Genomic DNA, 20,086 nt, shown 5'->3' on the forward strand with positions numbered 1-20,086 from the left:
GAAGATTGCAAGAATTTATGTAAGCGCTTTATATTGAGAGGGGCAAAGGGGAAATGCAAATTGAAAAAAGGGGGACTTACGCAACATGAAAATAAGAATGCGAAAAAAATGGATGGCCTTGCCGCTTGCTGCCATGATGATCGCCGGATGCAGCCATTCGGAAACATCCAATTCAGCAAGCGGTTCGAAAGATACGATCAAAATTATGGCGCCGCTCTTATCGCCGGAAAGCCCAAGTGATAAGAGCCCTTCATTAAAAGCGCTCGAAAAATACACAGGCAAAGAGATTAAGGTCACATGGGTGCCTGATTCATCCTACAACGACAAATTCAACATCGTCATGGCTTCAGGAGAGATGCCTCACGCGATTGTCATTAAAGATAAGTCAGCCGGCTTTATCAAGTCTGTCAAAGCAGGGGCGTTTTGGGAACTGTCTCCTTATTTAAAAGACTACAAGAATTTAAGCCAGGCAGATGAAAAGATTTTGAAGAACAGCTCGGTGAACGGCGAGGTGTACGGAATCTACAGAACGAGGGATCTGATCAGGGCGTGTATGATCATCAGAACCGACTGGCTGAAAAATGTCGGTCTGGATATGCCGGAAACGCTTGATGATTTCTATGAAGTGCTGAAAGCCTTTAAGGAAAAAGATCCTGACGGAAACGGCAAGGATGATACGTACGGCATGGTCGTGCCGAAATGGATGGGACTCGGCAACGGAAGCCCATGGGATGTTCTGCAAATCTGGTTCGGCGCTCCGAACCGCTACGGTGTTGAAAACGGAAAGCTGATTCCGGATTTTACAACGAAGGAATACATGGATGCGCTCACGTTTTTTAAAAAGCTCTATGATGAGGGATTGATCAATAAGGACTTTGCTGTCATGGATTCTGCGAAGTGGAATGATCCGGTTGTAAAAGGAAAAGCGGGTGTCATCGTTGATACAGGCTCAAGAGCGTCTCAAATCCAAAGCGCGATGGAGGAGGCGGATGAGTCGAACAAGGATATCATTGATATCGTCGGCTCGCTTGAGGGACCGAATGGCAAGCGCACCTTCCCGACATCTGGTTATTCAGGCATGATCGCGATACCAAAATCAAGTGTCAAAACCGAAAAAGAGCTGAAAGAGGTGCTGTCCTTCCTCGATAAGATGAATGATAAGGAGGCGCAGATTCTCACGAACAACGGAGTGAAGGGCCGCAATTACGAGCTCAAGGACGGCGTATTCACCTCACTTGAAAAAAATAATAAATCTCTCCTGTATGAGCATGAAGGCTTGGCACAGTTCAGCATGTCGATTCCGAAAAGCGAGTATTACATCGAAGACCAGAAAACCAAGCTCTTCCAGCATCGCAAGGACATCATAACCGAAGGAGAAAAAATAGCCGTCTTTAACCCGGCTGAGTCGCTTGTATCTGATGTCTATACCCAAAAAGGAGCCCAGCTTGACAACATCATCCTCGACGCGAGAACACAATTTATCATTGGAGAAATTGATGAAAAAGGGTTCGCTGATGCAGTGGAGCTTTGGAAAAAAAGCGGCGGCAATGACCTGATGAAGGACTTGAACAAATTGTACCAATCGTCAAAATAAACCGATGCGCCTGCCGTTCGGCGGGCGCCCCGGTAACATGAAAGGAGAACAGATATGGAAACAGTGCCGAAGAAGGGAAATTCACCTGTTCTCACCGCTGGAAAAGGCATCAGCTGGATGGCTGCGCTCAAACGGGACAAATGGCTTTATCTTCTTCTTATTCCCGGTCTGCTTTATTTCTTGATTTTCAAATACTTGCCGATGTGGGGTGTGCTGATCGCTTTTAAAGACTATTCGCCATATCTCGGCTTCTGGAAAAGCGAATGGGTCGGCTTTGATTATTTCAAAGACTTTTTTATGAATCCGGATTTTTTCCGGCTGCTGCGCAACACCCTCATGCTGGCGAGTCTGGATCTTTTGTTTGCCTTTCCCGCGCCTCTCATTTTGGCCCTGCTTTTGAATGAGGTAAGAAAGGCCGCGTATAAAAGATGTATCCAAACCTTCATTTACGTACCCCATTTCGTATCATGGACAATTGTGGTCAGCATCACCTTCGTTTTCTTTACTGTCGATACAGGTGTGATCAACAAAATGATCATGAGCCTGACAGGTGAGCAGATTTCTTTCTTGTCGGATGCAGACTGGTTCCGGCCGATGATTGTGATGCAAAGCATTTGGAAGGAGACAGGCTGGGGAACGATTCTATTTTTGGCAGCGCTCGCTACGGTTGATCAAGAGCAGTATGAAGCGGCCATCATGGACGGAGCGGGGCGGTTCAGGAGAATGTGGCATATTACGCTGCCGGCGATTAGAAGCACTATTATCGTTTTGTTGATTTTAAGAATCGGCAGCTTTTTGAATCTTGGCTTTGAACAGGTGTATTTGATGACGAACTCACTCAACCGCAGTGTGGCTGACATCTTCGACACGTATGTGTACATGATGGGGATTACCCAAGGGGCGTATAGCTACAGCACGGCGGTCGGTTTGTTTAAATCAGTTGTCGGGATTATCTTGATTTTTGGCGCCAATTACATTGCGAAAAAGTTTGATCAGGAAGGATTGTTTTAGAGGAGGGAGAGGTATGGCTGAAATTCACACGATGCACAACACCAAAGCCGGACGGGTGTTTGACGTCTGCAACATTCTGTTTCTCGGTGGTGTCGGCGCGATTACCATTTTGCCGTTTTTATATATTATCGCTGGTTCCTTTGCGACAGAAGCGGAACTCGCCCAGCGGAGCTTCTTTATTTTCCCGAAAACCTTTACACTTGATGCTTACAAGTATGTGTTTTCGACACCGACGTTCCTTCGAAGCATGGGTGTGTCCATCCTCATCACCGTGGTCGGGACGGCTGTACAGCTGTTTTTCACCTTCACGATGGCGTATCCGCTGGCGAAGCGGCATGTGAAGGGACGGAATCTGCTGTTGAATCTGGTGATTTTCTCCATGCTGTTTTCAGGCGGCATGATTCCGACGTACCTTGTCGTAAAATCACTTGGCCTTTTGGATACGTATTGGGCATTGATTCTGCCGATGGCGATTAATCCGTTCAACCTTATTATTATCAAAAACTTCTTTCAGCAGTTGCCGCGCGAGCTGGAGGAATCAGCAAAAATAGACGGCTGTTCCGAAATCGGCGTCTTCTGGCGGATCGCCCTGCCACTGTCAAAGCCGGTTATTGCGACCTTTGCGCTGTTTTATGCGGTCGGGATTTGGAATGATTTCTTCCACGCTCTCTTATATATCAATGACAGTGCAAAATGGCCGCTGCAAATGGTGCTTCGCCAAGTCACGATTTTATCGGATTTAACGGCGACCAATGGCGATACGATGCAAAATGCCGTTCCGCCGGAGCAGGGAATTAAACTCGCTGTCATTGTCATTGCGACGCTGCCGATTTTGGCGGTCTATCCATTTTTACAAAAACACTTTGCAAAAGGAATGCTGATCGGTTCGGTGAAAGGCTGAGAAAGGGAGTGTTTCATATCAGTACATTAGATCAGATTAAGATTGCCTATATCGGCGGGGGGTCCCAAGGCTGGGCCAGAAGCCTGATGAGTGATTTGTCGATTGATGAACGGATGTCAGGCACGGTGGCGCTCTATGATCTTGATTTTGAAGCCGCTCAGAAAAATGAAGTGATCGGCAATCACAGCGGGAACGGCAGATGGAGATATGAGGCTGTTTCTACTTTGAAAAAGGCGTTATCAGCTGCGGATATCGTCATTATTTCCATTTTGCCGGGATCACTGGATGATATGGAAGTCGATGTGCACTTGCCTGAGCGCTGCGGTATTTATCAGTCTGTAGGTGATACTGTCGGGCCTGGAGGGATCATCAGGGGCTTGCGTGCTGTGCCGATATTTGCGGAAATTGCCCGGGCAATAAGAGACTACGCACCTGAATCATGGGTCATTAATTATACAAACCCGATGTCTGTCTGTACAAGAGTGCTGTATAAAGTGTTTCCCGGCATCAAAGCGATTGGCTGCTGCCACGAGGTATTCGGGACGCAAAAGCTATTGGCGGAAATGGTCACGGAAAGGCTGGGGATAGAGGTGCCGCGGCGTGAGGATATCCGCGTTAATGTGCTCGGCATTAACCATTTTACATGGATCACAAAAGCCTCTTACCGCCATATTGACCTGCTGCCTATATTCCGTGAATTCAGCGCGCACTATGGGGAATCAGGATATGAGCTGGAGGGGGAAAGCTGGAGGGACAGCGTCTTTTGTTCGGCACACCGTGTTGCGTTTGATTTATTTGAAACGTATGGCTCCATCCCTGCTGCGGGAGACAGGCATCTGGCAGAGTTTCTTCCCGGCCCATACCTCAAACAGCCTGAAGTATGGAAATTTCATCTCACACCTATATCATTCAGAAAACAAGACAGAGCTGAGAAACGACAAGAAACAGAACGGTTGATCGTGCAACAACGGGGCGTTGCTGAGAAAGCTTCGGGAGAAGAAGGCGTGAACATCATAGCGGCTCTTCTCGGATTGGGTGAACTCGTCACAAATGTAAATATGCCGAATCAAGGCCAGGTCTCAAACCTCCCTATACAAGCCATTGTCGAAACAAACGCATTCATCACAAGGAACCGTGTCCAGCCGATTTTGTCCGGAGCGCTTCCGAAAGGTGTGGAAATGCTGGCGGCTAGGCATATATCCAATCAGGAGGCAGTGGCGGACGCAGGTTTAACAAAGGATACTGGCCTCGCGTTTCAAGCCTTCCTCAATGACCCGCTTGTCAAGATTGATCGCAGTGATGCAGAGCAGCTTTTCAATGACATGCTCCAATGCACCATGCAACGTTGAGCGGAGCTTTTCCGGTTTAGAAAGGAAAGCATTGACCATACTGATAGTATAATCAAGAAGTAGGTGCTATCAATATGGGAAATTATTTAAGTGTTGCGGTAGAACTGGTCTGCGGTTTAGGTATTTTATTTATCATCTTAAAGCTTCTCGGGAAAACCCAATTTTCTCAAATTACGCCGTTTGACTTTATCTCTGCTTTAATTTTAGGTGAATTGGTCGGAAATGCCGTCTACGATCATGAAATCAAAATCAAAGAAATTATTTTTGCTTCGCTATTGTGGGGCGTGCTGATTTATATTATTGAATTTATCACGCAAAAAATGAAATCATCGCGAAAGTTCTTGGAGGGCGAGCCGAATATCGTCATCCGCAAAGGGGAGCTTCAATATAAAGTATTGAAGAAAAATAAGATGGACATTAACCAGCTGCAAAGCCTTTTGAGGCAAGCGGGGAGCTTTTCGATTCAAGAAGTAGAATATGCGATTTTGGAAACAAACGGGATGGTCAGCGTGCTTCCAAAATCAGACTTTGACAAACCGACCAATAAGGATTTGCAGATTCCTTCGAAGTCTGTTTCCCTGCCGATCACTTTAATCATAGATGGAGAGATTGTCCGGGATAATCTGAAGGAAGCAGGTGTGGATGAACAGTGGCTGAAGCAAGAATTGAAAAAGAAGAACATTGATAAGACGGAGGACGTGTTATTTGCAGAATGGCATAAAAATAAGCCGCTGTATACCGTAACATACGAACAAAGCAGATCAACATGACTCTTAGAAAAAAGCTTGCAGCAAGGCGCAAGCTTTTTATTGATTGTATGTCCCTTGTTTGACAGCACGTACATGGTACATGCTCACTTCAGTGCTGATCAGATAGTCAGGCTTTGGTTTGCCTTTGTTTGCTTTATGGCCGGCGATATGCGCATCGCTTTTTTCCCATTGCTTCCAGCGATCCTCTGATTCCCAGCGAATCATGACAACAACTTCTTCATCACCGCGGCGCACATTTTTCTCAAGCACTGTCACATCAATTAAACCTTCTTGTTTTTCAATGATTCCTTCAGCGCTGAAACGTTCTATGACTTTATCTGCAAAGCCTTCTTTAACCGTCATTTTTCTCAACTGTACAAACATTTGTCTCACTCCAATCATTCTCACATATGAATAATTGTAAATGAAATTCATTCTCAATGTCAAAGAAAGCGCAGGGCGGAATCGAACCGCCGTGCGCAACAGTTTATTCTTTTAATAAAAACACATTTCCGTCTTCGTCCTTAAATTGAACGAAGGTGCCCCACTCCATTTGATTGGGCTCACCGAGAAATTCTACACCGTTTGTCTTCATTTTCTCGTATGTACCAAAGATGTCTTCGCATTCAAACACAATAGAAGCCTTCATTTGCTCTGAGCCTTTCATCATGGCTTTCGGGTAAATGACTAAACGAGTCTCGGCCCCTTTTGGCGCAACCTCCAGCCAGCTTGCTTCAGGTCCCATTGGGTGGTCCGCTGCAATATCAAAGCCTACCTTCTCTGTCCAAAATTGCTTCGCTTTCTGCTGGTCCTCGACATATACAGCAACAGTGCCAATTTGTTTGATCATAGGGAAACCTCCAAGTTGAAAAGATAATAATACTATAACCTGTTTACGGCCGAAGTAACATAAAAAAATCAGCCGGGAAACCGGCTGATTATTAAAATGAGCAGCTTACAACATCGATGTGATTTGTGTCTAAGGCGAAATAAACCCAGCGGCGCCGTGAGGAATCCCAATAAAAGCCGCCGACGGATCTTCTGCCAAGGATAATTGGGTAGAACCAAAATGAGCGGCCATTGGTTAACCAAACATAGGTAAATCGGAAAAGGCAAGGACGAATGGTGATTGGTTCAATTAACAAAACGGCTCCTTGAGAACCCTGCGGTTTTGGGGGTTTCGCTGGTATTTGGGAAGGAGGAGGTCCCTGCGGCGCACCGCCGAAGCCTGGGCTGGCACCGCTGCCAATACCAGGGCCGGAGCCGCCGCCAAAGCCTGGAACAGCGCCACCGCCAATGCCAGGGCCGGAGCCGCCGCCGAAGCCCGGAACAGCGCCGCCGCCAATGCCAGGGCCGGAGCCGCCGCCAGAGCCCGGAACAGCGCCGCTGCCAATGCCAGGCCATGGATATCGGTATTCATATTCAAAAGCAGGCCAAGGCTCATAAAAATGCCCCGCAAACATATAAGGATCAACATAATACATGTGATAACGTCCTTTCTCATTGTAAACTGTACACTGCAGTTTATGCGGGCGGACTCTTATTGGTGCATTCGCCTAAGGATATGAAGCTGGAATGCTCTCAAAGAGCAGAATCATTTGATTTTTCTCTAGTCTTATTCACAATTCCGATTTATCATTTTATAATGAAAGTGCTTCTATTACGAAAAAGGAGACAGACCGTGAATATCGATCAATTATTATATCAATATATCATAGACAACACTGCGGATATTACTGAGAAATGGTTCAGTTTGCGTTGCCAGCTAAAAGGCGAGCTATATTCCGCCAGCCATTTAAGTGAAGAAACGAAAACACTTTTAACCGAGCAGCATACATTTACCAATATAACAATCGCAAGCGCATTTCTGGAGGATCAAACCGATTTTCAAGAAAACATGACAAAATGGGCGGAAAACGTTGCGAAAAACAGGGTAGAGCAGGATGTTCAAGTGCATGAGGTCGTAGAAGCCATATCCAATTCTAGAATCTCATTCTGGGACGCAGTCGCAACATTTATAAAAGAGAATCAGGAGATCGTCACAAATGAGGATGCAGACCGATGGAACCGCATTGTGAATCAGTCGTTCGATAAGCTGATTATTGAATTCTCCGAGCAGTACCAAAAATTCATGCTGATGAGGCTTACATCTCAGCAGGAACTGATCTCAGAGCTTGGCTGCCCGGTCATTTCCATTGCCGATGGAATCGGGATATTGCCGCTTATCGGCTCCATTGATACAAAACGGGCACAGGTCATTTTAGAAACAGTGCCGGTCCGCTGTGTCGAGAGAAAAATCACAAGCCTCGTCGTTGATCTTTCGGGTGTTCCGATTGTGGATACCATGGTGGCTCAGCAATTGTACAACCTGTCTAAAACACTTTTCTTATTAGGCGTCAAAGCCGTATTTTCAGGAATTCGCCCGGATGTGGCCCAAACATCGATTCAATTGGGGCTTGATTTTAGTGAATATGAAACGTACGGCACGCTGAAGCAGGCATTAGAAAACATGGGTGTCCGCTGTATTGTTGAGGAATTGGAAGAAAACAAATAGGAAGTTTCCAGGCATATGATTGTCCGTCACCGGGTGATCATATGCCTTTTTGATTTGAACAGAAATCACCATTGATTTATCGAAAAAAACATAATATTATAATTCTTATAAGAATACTGTGAATTAAAACCTATTCAACAGGGGGGAAGGTCTTTTGGTTTCTAAATCAACGATTGATCCGGAAGTGATTGAAAAAATCATCAGCTCGCTGGAAACACTCGATTTCGGCACGGTTCAGATTACGGTTCATGATTCTCAGATTACCCAAATTGAGAAAATAGAAAAGCACCGTTTTTCGCTGAAAAGGAAAGAATCAAAATGATAATGTAAAGGGCGTTTGTTTTCATTAAATTCTCCTTAAAACATATACATATTTCATCCAATTTTTATATAATAGACCTTTAAGATCATTTTTTAGGAGGATTTTTGACATGCAAGCTACGGTTCACGAGAGTAAGCAATCGATCATGCAACGCATTTTGACAGTCTTTGTCTTCACATTGCTGATCGCGACTGTCGGCCTTTTTATCGGCCAATTTGTTCCTGTCGCTTTGATGCTGCCGCTTTCTATTCTTGAAGTGGCGATGATTATTCTGGCCTTCTGGATGCGCAGAAGAAAAGCGGTCGGGTATGCGTTTGTATATACATTCGCGTTCGTTTCCGGCATTACCTTATTTCCGATCGTCAGCCATTACGCTTCCATCGCCGGCGCCTATGTCGTGCTCGAAGCCTTTGGCTCTACATTTGTCATTTTTGCCGTCTTGGGCACAATCGGCGCAAAAATGAAGAAGGATTTATCCTTCCTGTGGTCGTTTCTGCTGGTTGCGGTGCTCGCACTCGCAGTGGTAGGGATTTTCAACATTTTCAGCCCGTTAAACTCAGCGGCGATGATGGCGTATTCCGTGATCGGAACCATCGTCTTTTCCCTTTACATTTTGTATGATTTGAACCAAATCAAGCACCGCCACATTACGGAAGACTTGATTCCGGTTATGGCGTTATCGCTGTACCTAGACTTTATCAACTTGTTCATCAACCTGCTCCGCTTCTTCGGCATTTTGAGCAGTGATGATTAATGAAAAAGCGTCTGTCATTGGATAGGCGCTTTTTGCCATACATCAAAAAGGCAGGTGGAGTATTGGTGAAAAAACAAATGGGCGCATATGTATCTCTGGCAGCAGCTATGGCGATCGTCGGCAGTTCTGTCGTTGTCGGCAAGCTGATGGTCGAACGGATTCCGGTCTTTCTTTCCTCAGGATTGCGTTTTTTGATCGCTTCTGTCGTATTGCTCATGCTGCTGTTTTGCATTGAAAAAGGGTTTCCGGCTTTGACGAAAAAAGATGTGTTCGTATTACTGGTGCAATCATTCACAGGCGTGTTTTTGTTCAGTATTTGCCTGCTGTATGGGGTTCAATATACGACGGGAACGGAAAGCGGCATTTTGACAAGCACAACCCCCATGTTGATCGGTATTTTATCCTTTTTCCTGCTGAGAGAAAAAATTGAGAAAAAGACGCTGATCGGCATTTTGCTGGCGGTTTGCGGCGTAATGGCGATTAATTTGTTTGGAGCCGGGAGCCAAGACGGGACGCCGCACGCCTTATTCGGGAACATGCTGATCATTGCTGCAGTCATTGGCGAAGCGTTGTTTACATTGATGGCCAAGCTGCTATCCCCGCATATTTCGGCACTGGCGATTTCGACCTTCGTATCGCTCTTCGGCTTCCTGTTTTTTCTCCCGTTTGCTTTGTTTGAGGCCTCTTCATTTGATTACAGCGTGCCGACTGTTTTGGATTGGTCGTATGTGCTGTATTACGCGCTTTTTGTCACTGTTTTGGCGTTTTACTTATGGTATAGCGGGGTGACGAAGGTGCCGGCGGGTGTATCGGGCATTTTCACATCCGTTCTTCCGGTCTCAGCTGTCATTTTGTCAGGCGTGATATTGAAGGAGCCATTTGAGTTTGTGCATTTCATCGGCATTGCATGTGTCATCGGCGGCATATTTGTTACGGTCATAAAGAAAAAACAGCCGGATGCGTATCCGGCTGCAGAAGAAAAGACGCTATAGCCTGTCCGGATCGGACGGGTTTTTTAGTCTTTAAACACGCTCAGCCTTTCAAAAAGATCACCAAGCATCTTCACGAACATGTCTTTTTCCTCGTCGCTGTAGTTTTCCATGACAGCGGATATTTTGCTGAAATGGCCGGGCAGAAATTGCTCCAGGCGTGCTTTGCCTTCTGTTGTCAGTTCAATGCTGATTTTTCGTTTATCCTCTGTGTGATGCCTGCGGCTGACAAAACCGTCCCTCACCAGTCCGTCCAGCAGGCCTGTAATCGTCGCTTTCGTGACGTTTGACTGTTTGGCAAGCTCTGTCGGACTTAACCTATGATCCTTGGCATCAAAGAGCAGCATCAGGATTTTGAATTTTCCTTCTGAAAGCCCTCGGCCAGCAAAGTAATGCTCCATCACATGATTCATTTTTTTTGAAATATCAAATAGAGATAAAAACAATTCAAGAGAGCCGACGTCAATATTGGCATACGTTTCGGCGTGCTCTGCTATATGCTTATATTTCGGTAAATGTTTTAATTCCATCGCAAGTAGCTCCCGTACATTCGTTGTGACACGATTATAAAGGAGGGAAAACCATAACGCAACTTGGCTTGGAGATGATTGACAGCTTTTCTTGGGACATAGTAAGGTAATATAATTAGGCACCTAACTAATACACATAGAGCTGAAAAGGTGGTTATTTATATGAAACATATGTTAATTGCAGGAGGCGGCATCGGCGGCTTGTCAGCGGCCATTTCTCTCCGTAAGGCAGGGTTTTCCGTCACCTTATGTGAAGCGGCTTCAGAAAACCGAAAAACAGGTGCGGGGATTCTTCAGCCGCAAAACGCACTGGCGGTGTTGAAAGAACTGGGCGTATTCGAAGAGTGCTGTAAGCACGGCTTTCAAACAGAATGGTTTAAAACGTTTGATGAACAGGGGAATTTGCTGTTTCAAGTCAGTGAATCCTTTTTAGACGATTCACTTCCAGGACGCAATAATATCCTGCGCAAAACGTTAAATGACATTCTCATGAAGCATGCCGAGGCGGCGGGTGTAGACATCAAGTGGGGGAAAAAGGTTGTCGCTTATGAAGAAACTGCTGAATCGGTCACTGCCTTATGTGAAGATGGAGAAAAGATGCAGGCTGACATTCTGGCGGGCTTTGACGGCATTCACTCCGTTGTTCGCGATAAGATGCTGCAAAAGGAGACGGAAAAAGAGCATCTCGGCATGGGAGCGTGGCGCTTTTATATCGAACTTCCTGATTACACATTCGAGGACGCAACATTCATGTATAGAAGCGGAGACACACAAATCGGGGTGGTGCCATTGGCGGAACACGCTGGCTATGTCTTCGTCCTCCAGCCTTGCACGAGCGATTACTGGGATGAGGAAGATACCCGGTTTGATAGAGTAAAAGAGGTTCTTTCTGGTTTTCCGGGGCTGGATTTTGTTACAAAGCACATGTCAAAACAGCATCCTGTCATCTTTAACAAACTGGAGCAGGTCGCCGTGCAGGAGCCATGGCACAAAAGCCGCGTCATCATCGGAGGAGACGCCGCCCACGCCGGTGCGCCAACCCTGGCACAAGGAGCGGCAATGGCGATCGAGGATGCCATCGTCCTCGCCGAAGAACTCCAAAACCACGCCGACCACGAAACAGCATTACAGGCGTACTACAAAAGAAGAGCCCCACGAGCGCTCAAAGTCCAGAATCTATCTTCAGAAATCGTCCGCCGCGGGCTGAAAGGAGAGCCGGGAGCGGAAGAACTGATTGGGGAGTGCTATGCGGTGTTGAGGGAAGGGTATTAAATAGGAAAAGTCCAGAAAGTGATTTCTGGACTTTTTAGTCTTGCTCTGTTTTATTCCTTATCCGCTCAATCACCTCATGCAGCCCCTCAGGCTTATAAAACTCCACCGGTGAACTGCCTTTCTCAAACGAAATCGTCTCGGCTTCAATCAGCGCGACATAGCGCCCGTTTACTTTTGCGAGATGAATAGAATCGCCAAAATCCGCTAGCAATCCCTTAATCTCTGTTTCTCCGACTTTCATTTTCAGCTGGGCCTCTGGCGTGTGCTCGATGATTTGGGCGGAGGCTTCGATGACTTGATGGGTGTCGAGGCGCTCTTGGATTTCCCGCTTTTCGCTTGCTTCCCAAATTTCAATGTCGTGCTCGAACTGCTTGAGCTCTTCGCTGTTGTCTTCAAATGTCTCGTAGACGTGCTCCTGTACCATGTTCATGACCTGATTTTTCATGATTTCCGGCATCGATTCGCCGTACTCGACGAATTTCAGAAAGTCCTCAAAATAGCGGGCGTGCGAGGCCTGATGGATTTTTAGCTCACCTTCTTCGACCATTCCTTCCTCTGGCATGTACGGGTATTGGATGCTTTTCATGTTTTTTGTCGTGATCGCCATTTCGACTTTTTTAATGAGAGAAGACGCGTCAGAGATGCGGGCGACCTTCGGCTCAAAGTCACATTTCATAATGAAGACAAATGACTCGTCAAAGTATTTTCTCGGCACGGCCGAAGCGACGAGAAACACACCGCCGCGGACCGCGCTTGTGTCGAGGTACGTGCGGACGAACTGCTCACTCAGCTCATTGAAGTCTTCTTTTGTTTCCGCCAGACGCGCACGGTTGAACATGTTGTAGTTTGGGTTGGAATCAAGCTCGTGGCCGGGCTCGACGATAAAATGGCCGATTTTCGTCGGCACCTGCTCGGACTGCGGATGGCGGTCTGCTTTCCGTTTGACGATTTTTTTCAGTTCCCCGTCGAGAAAGTCCTTCAGCTCGCTTTCTTCAAATTCGCCCGTATCAAGGGTCTGGAAGTGCTTGAACTGCTTGTTCGCCTGCTCATCTTTGCCTTCCACCTGTATGACATAAAAGGATAAAAACCGAATTTCAAAATCCATATATAAACTCACCTTATTCGCGTATTGTACAGCTTCTCAAGTATAGAAAAAACAGCAATCATGCGTCAATTGGGAGAACGGAATAATCATGACCACGAAAGGGAAATGTAGTCAAATAGAAGGCATCTCATACGGAAAGGAATGGTTCGATGAAGGAAACAAGCCCGATTCCTCAGCCGAAGACGTTTGGGCCGCTCGGCAATTTGCCTTTAATTGATAAAGACAAACCGACGCTTTCACTGATCAAGCTAGCGGAAGAACAGGGTCCGATTTTTCAAATCCATACACCCGCGGGCACGACGATTGTGGTGTCCGGCCATGAATTGGTGAAAGAGGTTTGTGATGAAGAACGGTTTGATAAAAGCATTGAAGGCGCCTTGGAAAAGGTTCGCGCATTTTCCGGTGACGGATTGTTTACGAGCTGGACGCATGAGCCTAACTGGAGAAAAGCGCACAACATTCTGATGCCGACGTTCAGCCAGCGGGCCATGAAGGACTATCATGAGAAAATGGTCGATATCGCTGTTCAGCTCATTCAAAAATGGGCAAGGCTCAACCCGAATGAAGCAGTCGATGTCCCGGGAGATATGACCCGGCTGACGCTCGACACCATTGGGCTATGCGGGTTTAACTACCGCTTTAACAGTTACTACAGAGAAACGCCCCACCCGTTTATCAACAGCATGGTGCGGGCGCTTGATGAAGCGATGCATCAAATGCAGCGGCTTGATGTTCAAGATAAGCTTATGGTCAGAACAAAGCGGCAATTCCGCTATGATATTCAAACGATGTTTTCGTTAGTCGACAGCATTATTGCAGAGCGCAGGGCGAATGGAGACCAGGATGAAAAAGATTTGCTCGCCCGCATGCTGAATGTGGAAGATCCGGAAACTGGTGAAAAGCTCGACGACGAAAATATCCGCTTTCAGATCATCACGTTTTTGATTGCCGGCCATGAAACAACGAGCGGCCTGCTTTCCTTTGCGACTTACTTTTTATTGAAGCATCCTGACAAACTGAAAAAGGCGTATGAAGAGGTCGATCGGGTGCTGACGGATGCAGCGCCGACCTATAAACAAGTGCTGGAGCTTACATACATACGGATGATTTTAAATGAATCACTGCGCTTATGGCCGACAGCTCCGGCTTTCAGCCTTTATCCAAAAGAAGACACAGTCATTGGCGGAAAATTTCCGATCACGACGAATGACAGAATTTCTGTGCTGATTCCGCAGCTTCATCGTGATCGAGACGCTTGGGGAAAGGACGCAGAAGAATTCCGGCCGGAACGGTTTGAGCATCAGGACCAAGTGCCTCATCATGCGTACAAACCATTCGGAAATGGACAACGGGCCTGTATCGGCATGCAGTTTGCCCTTCATGAAGCCACACTTGTGTTAGGCATGATTCTAAAATATTTCACATTGATTGATCATGAGAATTATGAGCTTGATATCAAACAAACCTTAACACTTAAGCCGGGCGATTTTCACATCAGTGTTCAAAGCCGTCATCAGGAAGCCATTCATGCAGACGTCCAGGCAGCTGAAAAAGCCGCGCCTGATGAGCAAAAGGAGAAAACGGAAGCAAAGGGTGCATCGGTCATCGGTCTTAACAACCGCCCGCTTCTCGTGCTGTACGGCTCAGATACCGGCACCGCAGAAGGCGTCGCCCGGGAGCTTGCTGATACTGCCAGTCTTCACGGCGTAAGGACAAAGACAGCACCTCTGAACGACCGGATTGGAAAGCTGCCGAAAGAGGGAGCGGTTGTCATTGTGACCTCGTCTTATAATGGAAAGCCGCCAAGCAATGCCGGACAATTCGTGCAGTGGCTTCAAGAAATCAAACCGGGTGAGCTTGAGGGCGTCCATTACGCGGTATTTGGCTGCGGCGACCACAACTGGGCGAGCACGTATCAATACGTGCCGAGATTCATTGATGAGCAGCTTGCGGAGAAAGGCGCGACTCGGTTTTCTGCGCGCGGGGAAGGGGATGTGAGCGGTGATTTTGAAGGGCAGCTTGACGAGTGGAAAAAAAGCATGTGGGCGGATGCCATCAAAGCATTCGGACTTGAGCTTAATGAAAACGCTGATAAGGAACGAAGCACGCTGAGCCTTCAGTTTGTCAGAGGGCTGGGCGAGTCTCCGCTCGCTAGATCGTACGAAGCCTCTCACGCATCCATTGCCGAAAATCGTGAACTCCAGTCCGCAGACAGCGATCGAAGCACTCGCCATATCGAAATTGCATTGCCGCCGGATGTTGAATATCAAGAGGGCGACCATCTTGGCGTATTGCCAAAAAACAGCCAAACCAATGTCAGCCGGATTCTTCACAGATTCGGTCTGAAGGGAACCGACCAAGTGACATTGTCGGCAAGCGGCCGCAGTGCGGGGCATCTGCCATTGGGCCGTCCTGTCAGCCTGCATGATCTTCTCAGCTACAGCGTCGAGGTGCAGGAAGCAGCCACAAGAGCGCAAATACGTGAACTGGCGTCATTTACAGTGTGTCCGCCGCATAGGCGCGAATTAGAAGAACTGTCAGCAGAGGGTGTTTATCAGGAGCAAATATTGAAAAAACGAATTTCCATGCTGGATCTGCTTGAAAAGTATGAAGCGTGTGACATGCCGTTTGAACGATTTTTAGAGCTTTTACGGCCGTTAAAACCGAGATACTATTCGATTTCAAGCTCTCCAAGAGTGAATCCGCGGCAAGCATCAATCACAGTCGGTGTCGTGCGCGGCCCTGCGTGGAGCGGCCGTGGCGAATACAGGGGCGTGGCATCAAATGATTTAGCTGGGCGTCAAGCCGGTGATGATCTCGTGATGTTTGTCCGCACACCGGAATCCCGGTTTCAGCTTCCAGAAGATCCTGAAACTCCAATCATTATGGTCGGACCTGGCACGGGAGTCGCGCCATTCCGCGGCTTCCTTCAAGCCCGCGAAGTTTTAAAGCGGGAGGGGAAAACGCTCGGTGAAGCTCATCTCTATTTTGGATGCAGGAACGATCGTGATTTTATATACCGCGATGAGCTTGAGCAGTTTGAAAAAGACGGAATTGTCACTGTCCACACAGCCTTTTCCCGCAAAGAAGGCATGCCGAAAACGTATGTCCAGCATGTCATGGCTGCCCATGCGGAAACGTTAATATCAATTTTTGATCGCGGAGGCAGGCTTTATGTATGCGGTGACGGCAGCAAAATGGCCCCGGATGTGGAGGCGGCACTGCAAAAGGCGTATCAGTCTGTCCATGGCACCGGGGAGCAAGAAGCGCAAAACTGGCTGAGACATCTGCAGGATACCGGTATATACGCCAAAGATGTCTGGGCAGGAATATAGATAATGAAGACTGGAGACATCCAGTCTTTCAGCGTGTCGGCAAACCCTCGCATTCGTTGTCAGGACTGCGCTTCGGTGCTCAATGCGAAGTGGATCAACGGCTAAATTCTCAGGCGTCCTGCCTAAACGCCGTCGTCATCACATCCTGTGAATATCCGCTCCTATGCTCGTCCTTCCTAGACTTCAAGGGTTTTCAATCACGCTGAAAAGATGACAAAATCCTAAAATGAAAACCATTTTAGGATTTTGTCAACAATCTGGAAGACTGGAGACATCCAGTCTTTTTTGTCCTTTCGAAAAAATAGTGATCGCGCTAAACATTGATGCATACAATAACTTCAGTCCGCCGGAAGGGCGGGCTGTCTGCAAAACCTATTTTTCGTTTTTGCTAGTTTATGTTATTCTTATACTCGGTATCTATTTCTTTTTTCAAAGGCACACATGACAAAAGAAATCCTTTTTTTATTTCCGAGAAAAAAATGTGAAACGAAATGAAGGTTTCTTTCGTCCAGTGATTGGTTTCCAAATGGTTGTAATAAAAATGATATGGTGCGAAACATAAATATTCCGGCTTGCCGCGGTGTATTTATTGTTGTGTGATGCCTTGATTTTGTTTGGAAAGAAGGAATTGGAAGGCAGGATATAAAGAGCAGGTAAATATGAATGAAGAACTTAAAGTGTTTAAGAAAGTAGAGGTTGCCATGAAGAAACTTTTTTCTTACAAACTTAGCTTTTTTGTGCTGGCTGTTATACTGTTTTGGGCAAAAACGTATTTATCCTACAAGACTGAGTTTAATCTTGGGGTAAAAGGCACAACTCAGGAGATCCTCCTGATATTTAACCCATTCTCAAGCGCCGTCTTCTTTTTAGGACTGGCTTTGCTGGCGAAAGGGCGTAAATCAGCCATTATTATGCTGATTATCGATTTCTTGATGACATTTGTGTTATATGCAAATATTTTATTCTATCGTTTCTTTGACGATTTCTTGACGTTCCCGAACATTAAACAGTCCGGAAACGTTGGAAACATGGGAGACGGGATTTTCAGTATCATGGCCGGTCATGATATTTTCTATTTCTTAGATATTATCATTTTGATTGCGGTATTGATCTGGAGACCTGAATTAAAAGAATACAAAATGAAAAAACGCTTTGCGTCTTTAGTGATCCTTTCTGGGATCGCACTGTTTTTCATCAACCTGCACTATGCGGAAAAAGACCGTCCGCAGCTGCTAACAAGAACGTTTGACCGCAATTATATCGTGAAGTATTTAGGTCTTTACAACTACACCATTTATGACGGTGTGCAGACGGCTCAAACAGAAACGCAACGGGCCTATGCAAGCAGCGATGATTTAACAAGTGTCGAGAATTACACGACGTCTCATTATGCGAAACCGAACGCCGAGTACTTCGGCTCTGCCAAAGGCAAAAATATCATTAAAATCCACCTCGAAAGCTTCCAGTCATTCCTGATTGACTACAAGCTAAACGGTGAAGAGGTGACGCCTTTCTTAAATAAACTTGCGCACGGCGGGGAAGATGTGACGTATTTTGATAACTTCTTCCATCAGACAGGCCAGGGAAAAACATCTGATGCCGAGCTGACAATGGATAACTCGATCTTCGGTCTTCCTGAAGGCTCCGCGTTTGTGACGAAAGGCGAAAACACTTACCAGTCGCTTCCTGCGATTTTAGACCAGAAGGAAGGCTATACAAGCGCCGTCCTGCATGGTGATTACAAATCGTTCTGGAACCGTGACCAGATTTACAAACATATCGGATATGACAAGTTCTTCGACGCAAGCACGTATGATATGTCAGATGAAAATGTGATTAATATGGGGCTTAAGGATAAGCCGTTCTTTACAGAATCGATTCCAAAGCTTGAATCTCTTAAACAGCCATTTTATGCGCATTTGATTACATTGACAAACCATTATCCGTTTAACCTTGATGAAAAAGACGCGTCTCTTAAAAAAGCGACAACAGGCGATAACACAGTTGACAGCTACTTCCAGACAGCGCGTTACCTTGACGAAGCGCTTGAGCAATTCTTCAAGGAGCTGAAGGAAGCCGGCCTGTATGACAACTCAGTCATCATGATTTACGGTGACCATAACGGTATTTCTGAAAACCATAACCGAGCGATGAAAGAGATTCTTGGAAAAGAGATCACAGATTATCAAAACGCACAGAACCAGCGTGTGCCGCTGATGATCCGCGTTCCTGGCAAAAAAGGCGGAGTGAACCATACGTATGGCGGCGAAATTGACGTCATGCCGACACTTCTGCACTTAGAAGGAATTGATTCTCAGAAATATATCAACTTTGGTACTGATTTATTCTCTAAAGACCACGACGATACGGTGGCATTCAGAAACGGAGACTTCGTAACGCCGAAGTACACATCAGTCGACAATATCATTTACGATACGAAGACAGGTGAAAAACTGAAAGCGAATGAAGAAACGAAGAATCTGAAAACAAGAGTGAACCAGCAGCTGAGCCTTTCAGACAGTGTCCTGTACAAAGACTTGCTGAGGTTCCATAAACTAAATGATTTCAAAGCCGTTGATCCGTCAGACTATCATTACGGCAAGGAGAAAGAAATCAAATAAGATGAAAAAGAGCCTTGAGCGGGCGCATTGCCTTCGCTCAAGGCTCTTTTTTTGGTTATACAACCAACTTGAAAAAATAGATTCCATTTGGTCACCAAGGCTGGCTTTCTCTCATATCATTACAGTAGATTTTGAAACCGGATTGAAATCGGACAAATTATCGGGGAAATGCCTTGATAGATTGTGAAGATGTACCAGGTTTCGAACTCAATATTCATAGAGATGAGGGGTAGAGATGAAAGCGGTCATTCTCTGCGGCGGAAAAGGAACGAGAATGAGTGAAGTCACGAATGACATTCCTAAACCGCTCGCCATGATAGGCGGCAAACCGATTCTATGGCATATTATGAAAATTTATCAGTACTACGGAGTAAACGAGTTTATTCTGCTGTTGGGCTATAAAGGAGAAAAAATCAAGGAATACTTTCTCGACTATGAATGGAAGCACAACAGCCTGACACTCGACAGCTCTACGGGAGAGGTACAGATCCTGGGGCAGCCTGAAACGTGGAAAATTACGTTTTTGGAGACTGGGGAAGATACGCTGACAGCCGGAAGAATCTTGCAGGCGAAAGACTATATCGGTGATGAAACATTTCTGCTTACCTATGGGGACGGGCTGGCCAATATCAATCTTTTCCATCTCATCAGCTATCATCAGACAAAAGGTGCTGCCGCGACTGTCACCGGCATTGACAAAGTCTCGCAGTTTGGCACCTTGACGGTTGAGGACGGCATGGCGAAAACATTTTCTGAGAAGACATCAAGTGACGGAATCATCAACGGCGGATTCTTCGTTCTCAGTCCAAAGGTTTTCGATTATTTGCCGAAGGACGGAAACACGATGTTCGAAGATGAACCGCTGAAGAACCTTGCCAAAGACGGGGAGCTTGCTGTGTACCGCCATTACGGATTTTGGACGGCTATTGATACGTATAAAAATCTCTTAGAAGTCAACAAAATGTGGAATCAAGGACAACAAGTATGGAAGGTATGGTGA

General features: G+C 46.3%; 18 protein-coding genes. 13 read left to right on the forward strand and 5 right to left on the reverse strand.

Features of this window, described 5'->3' with window-relative positions:
• Positions 1 to 85 precede the first annotated feature (85 nt).
• From MKY50_RS03925 to MKY50_RS03945, 5 genes are all read left to right on the forward strand, one after another.
• Complete coding sequence (locus MKY50_RS03925) at positions 86 to 1,594, forward strand: extracellular solute-binding protein (RefSeq protein ID WP_080529044.1); 1,509 nt, start codon at positions 86 to 88, stop codon at positions 1,592 to 1,594.
• Positions 1,595 to 1,648: 54 nt separating this feature from the next.
• On the forward strand, positions 1,649 to 2,605 hold the full coding sequence (locus tag MKY50_RS03930) for an ABC transporter permease (protein WP_069322444.1): 957 nt from the start codon (positions 1,649 to 1,651) through the stop codon (positions 2,603 to 2,605).
• A gap of 13 nt (positions 2,606 to 2,618) precedes the next feature.
• Positions 2,619 to 3,506, forward strand: a complete 888-nt coding sequence (locus MKY50_RS03935; RefSeq protein WP_003233807.1) for a carbohydrate ABC transporter permease — start codon at positions 2,619 to 2,621, stop codon at positions 3,504 to 3,506.
• An 8-nt stretch (positions 3,507 to 3,514) separates the two neighbouring features.
• A complete protein-coding gene (gene lplD / locus MKY50_RS03940; protein WP_341116206.1) occupies positions 3,515 to 4,855 on the forward strand; it encodes an alpha-galacturonidase LplD in 1,341 nt (446 codons plus the stop codon).
• 74 nt (positions 4,856 to 4,929) lie between these two features.
• On the forward strand, positions 4,930 to 5,625 hold the full coding sequence (locus tag MKY50_RS03945; RefSeq protein ID WP_014479125.1) for a DUF421 domain-containing protein: 696 nt from the start codon (positions 4,930 to 4,932) through the stop codon (positions 5,623 to 5,625).
• 36 nt (positions 5,626 to 5,661) lie between these two features.
• Here the strand turns inward: MKY50_RS03945 and hmoA are convergent, their stop codons facing one another.
• From hmoA to MKY50_RS03960, 3 genes are all read right to left on the reverse strand, one after another.
• Positions 5,662 to 5,988, reverse strand: coding sequence for a heme-degrading oxygenase HmoA (gene hmoA / locus MKY50_RS03950; protein ID WP_014479126.1), 327 nt, complete (start codon positions 5,986 to 5,988; stop codon positions 5,662 to 5,664).
• Between the two features lie 103 nt (positions 5,989 to 6,091).
• Positions 6,092 to 6,454: a VOC family protein gene (locus tag MKY50_RS03955; RefSeq protein WP_003233803.1), complete on the reverse strand. Its 363-nt coding sequence runs from the start codon at positions 6,452 to 6,454 to the stop codon at positions 6,092 to 6,094.
• A 91-nt stretch (positions 6,455 to 6,545) separates the two neighbouring features.
• Positions 6,546 to 7,088: a hypothetical protein gene (locus tag MKY50_RS03960; RefSeq protein WP_128481809.1), complete on the reverse strand. Its 543-nt coding sequence runs from the start codon at positions 7,086 to 7,088 to the stop codon at positions 6,546 to 6,548.
• Positions 7,089 to 7,285: 197 nt separating this feature from the next.
• Here MKY50_RS03960 and MKY50_RS03965 point away from each other — a divergent pair, with 197 nt between their 5' ends.
• From MKY50_RS03965 to MKY50_RS03980, 4 genes are all read left to right on the forward strand, one after another.
• Positions 7,286 to 8,158, forward strand: coding sequence for an STAS domain-containing protein (locus MKY50_RS03965; protein WP_085187052.1), 873 nt, complete (start codon positions 7,286 to 7,288; stop codon positions 8,156 to 8,158).
• Between the two features lie 154 nt (positions 8,159 to 8,312).
• Complete coding sequence (locus tag MKY50_RS03970; RefSeq protein ID WP_003244522.1) at positions 8,313 to 8,480, forward strand: YezD family protein; 168 nt, start codon at positions 8,313 to 8,315, stop codon at positions 8,478 to 8,480.
• 109 nt (positions 8,481 to 8,589) lie between these two features.
• A complete protein-coding gene (locus MKY50_RS03975; protein ID WP_003244397.1) occupies positions 8,590 to 9,234 on the forward strand; it encodes a Bax inhibitor-1/YccA family protein in 645 nt (214 codons plus the stop codon).
• A complete protein-coding gene (locus tag MKY50_RS03980) occupies positions 9,234 to 10,226 on the forward strand; it encodes a DMT family transporter (RefSeq protein WP_003243771.1) in 993 nt (330 codons plus the stop codon). The genes MKY50_RS03975 and MKY50_RS03980 overlap by 1 nt, the downstream gene beginning before the upstream one ends.
• Positions 10,227 to 10,249: 23 nt before the next feature.
• Here the strand turns inward: MKY50_RS03980 and yetL are convergent, their stop codons facing one another.
• The gene (gene yetL / locus MKY50_RS03985) at positions 10,250 to 10,753 is read right to left on the reverse strand and encodes a transcriptional regulator YetL (RefSeq protein ID WP_339231763.1); all 504 of its coding nucleotides are present in this window, start codon (positions 10,751 to 10,753) and stop codon (positions 10,250 to 10,252) included.
• 162 nt (positions 10,754 to 10,915) lie between these two features.
• On the opposite strand from yetL, the gene MKY50_RS03990 reads away from it, so the two are divergent.
• Positions 10,916 to 12,025, forward strand: a complete 1,110-nt coding sequence (locus MKY50_RS03990) for an FAD-dependent oxidoreductase (protein ID WP_341116209.1) — start codon at positions 10,916 to 10,918, stop codon at positions 12,023 to 12,025.
• Between the two features lie 34 nt (positions 12,026 to 12,059).
• On the opposite strand, the gene MKY50_RS03995 is transcribed toward MKY50_RS03990, so the two are convergent.
• Complete coding sequence (locus MKY50_RS03995) at positions 12,060 to 13,130, reverse strand: DUF3900 domain-containing protein (RefSeq protein ID WP_003233793.1); 1,071 nt, start codon at positions 13,128 to 13,130, stop codon at positions 12,060 to 12,062.
• Positions 13,131 to 13,279: 149 nt separating this feature from the next.
• Here MKY50_RS03995 and cypD point away from each other — a divergent pair, with 149 nt between their 5' ends.
• The 3 genes from cypD (at position 13,280) to MKY50_RS04010 (ending at position 20,086) form a co-directional block, all read left to right on the forward strand.
• Positions 13,280 to 16,465: a bifunctional P-450/NADPH--P450 reductase gene (gene cypD / locus MKY50_RS04000; RefSeq protein WP_341116210.1), complete on the forward strand. Its 3,186-nt coding sequence runs from the start codon at positions 13,280 to 13,282 to the stop codon at positions 16,463 to 16,465.
• 701 nt (positions 16,466 to 17,166) lie between these two features.
• Positions 17,167 to 19,086, forward strand: coding sequence for a lipoteichoic acid synthase LtaS1 (gene ltaS1 / locus MKY50_RS04005; protein ID WP_003243930.1), 1,920 nt, complete (start codon positions 17,167 to 17,169; stop codon positions 19,084 to 19,086).
• A gap of 235 nt (positions 19,087 to 19,321) precedes the next feature.
• Positions 19,322 to 20,086 carry a glucose-1-phosphate cytidylyltransferase gene (locus MKY50_RS04010; protein ID WP_129092948.1) on the forward strand — a complete coding sequence of 255 codons (765 nt, stop codon included), beginning with the start codon at positions 19,322 to 19,324 and terminating at the stop codon, positions 20,084 to 20,086.

Source organism: Bacillus sp. FSL R7-0685 (assembly GCF_038002425.1).
Classification (GTDB): Bacteria; Bacillota; Bacilli; order Bacillales; family Bacillaceae; genus Bacillus; species Bacillus subtilis.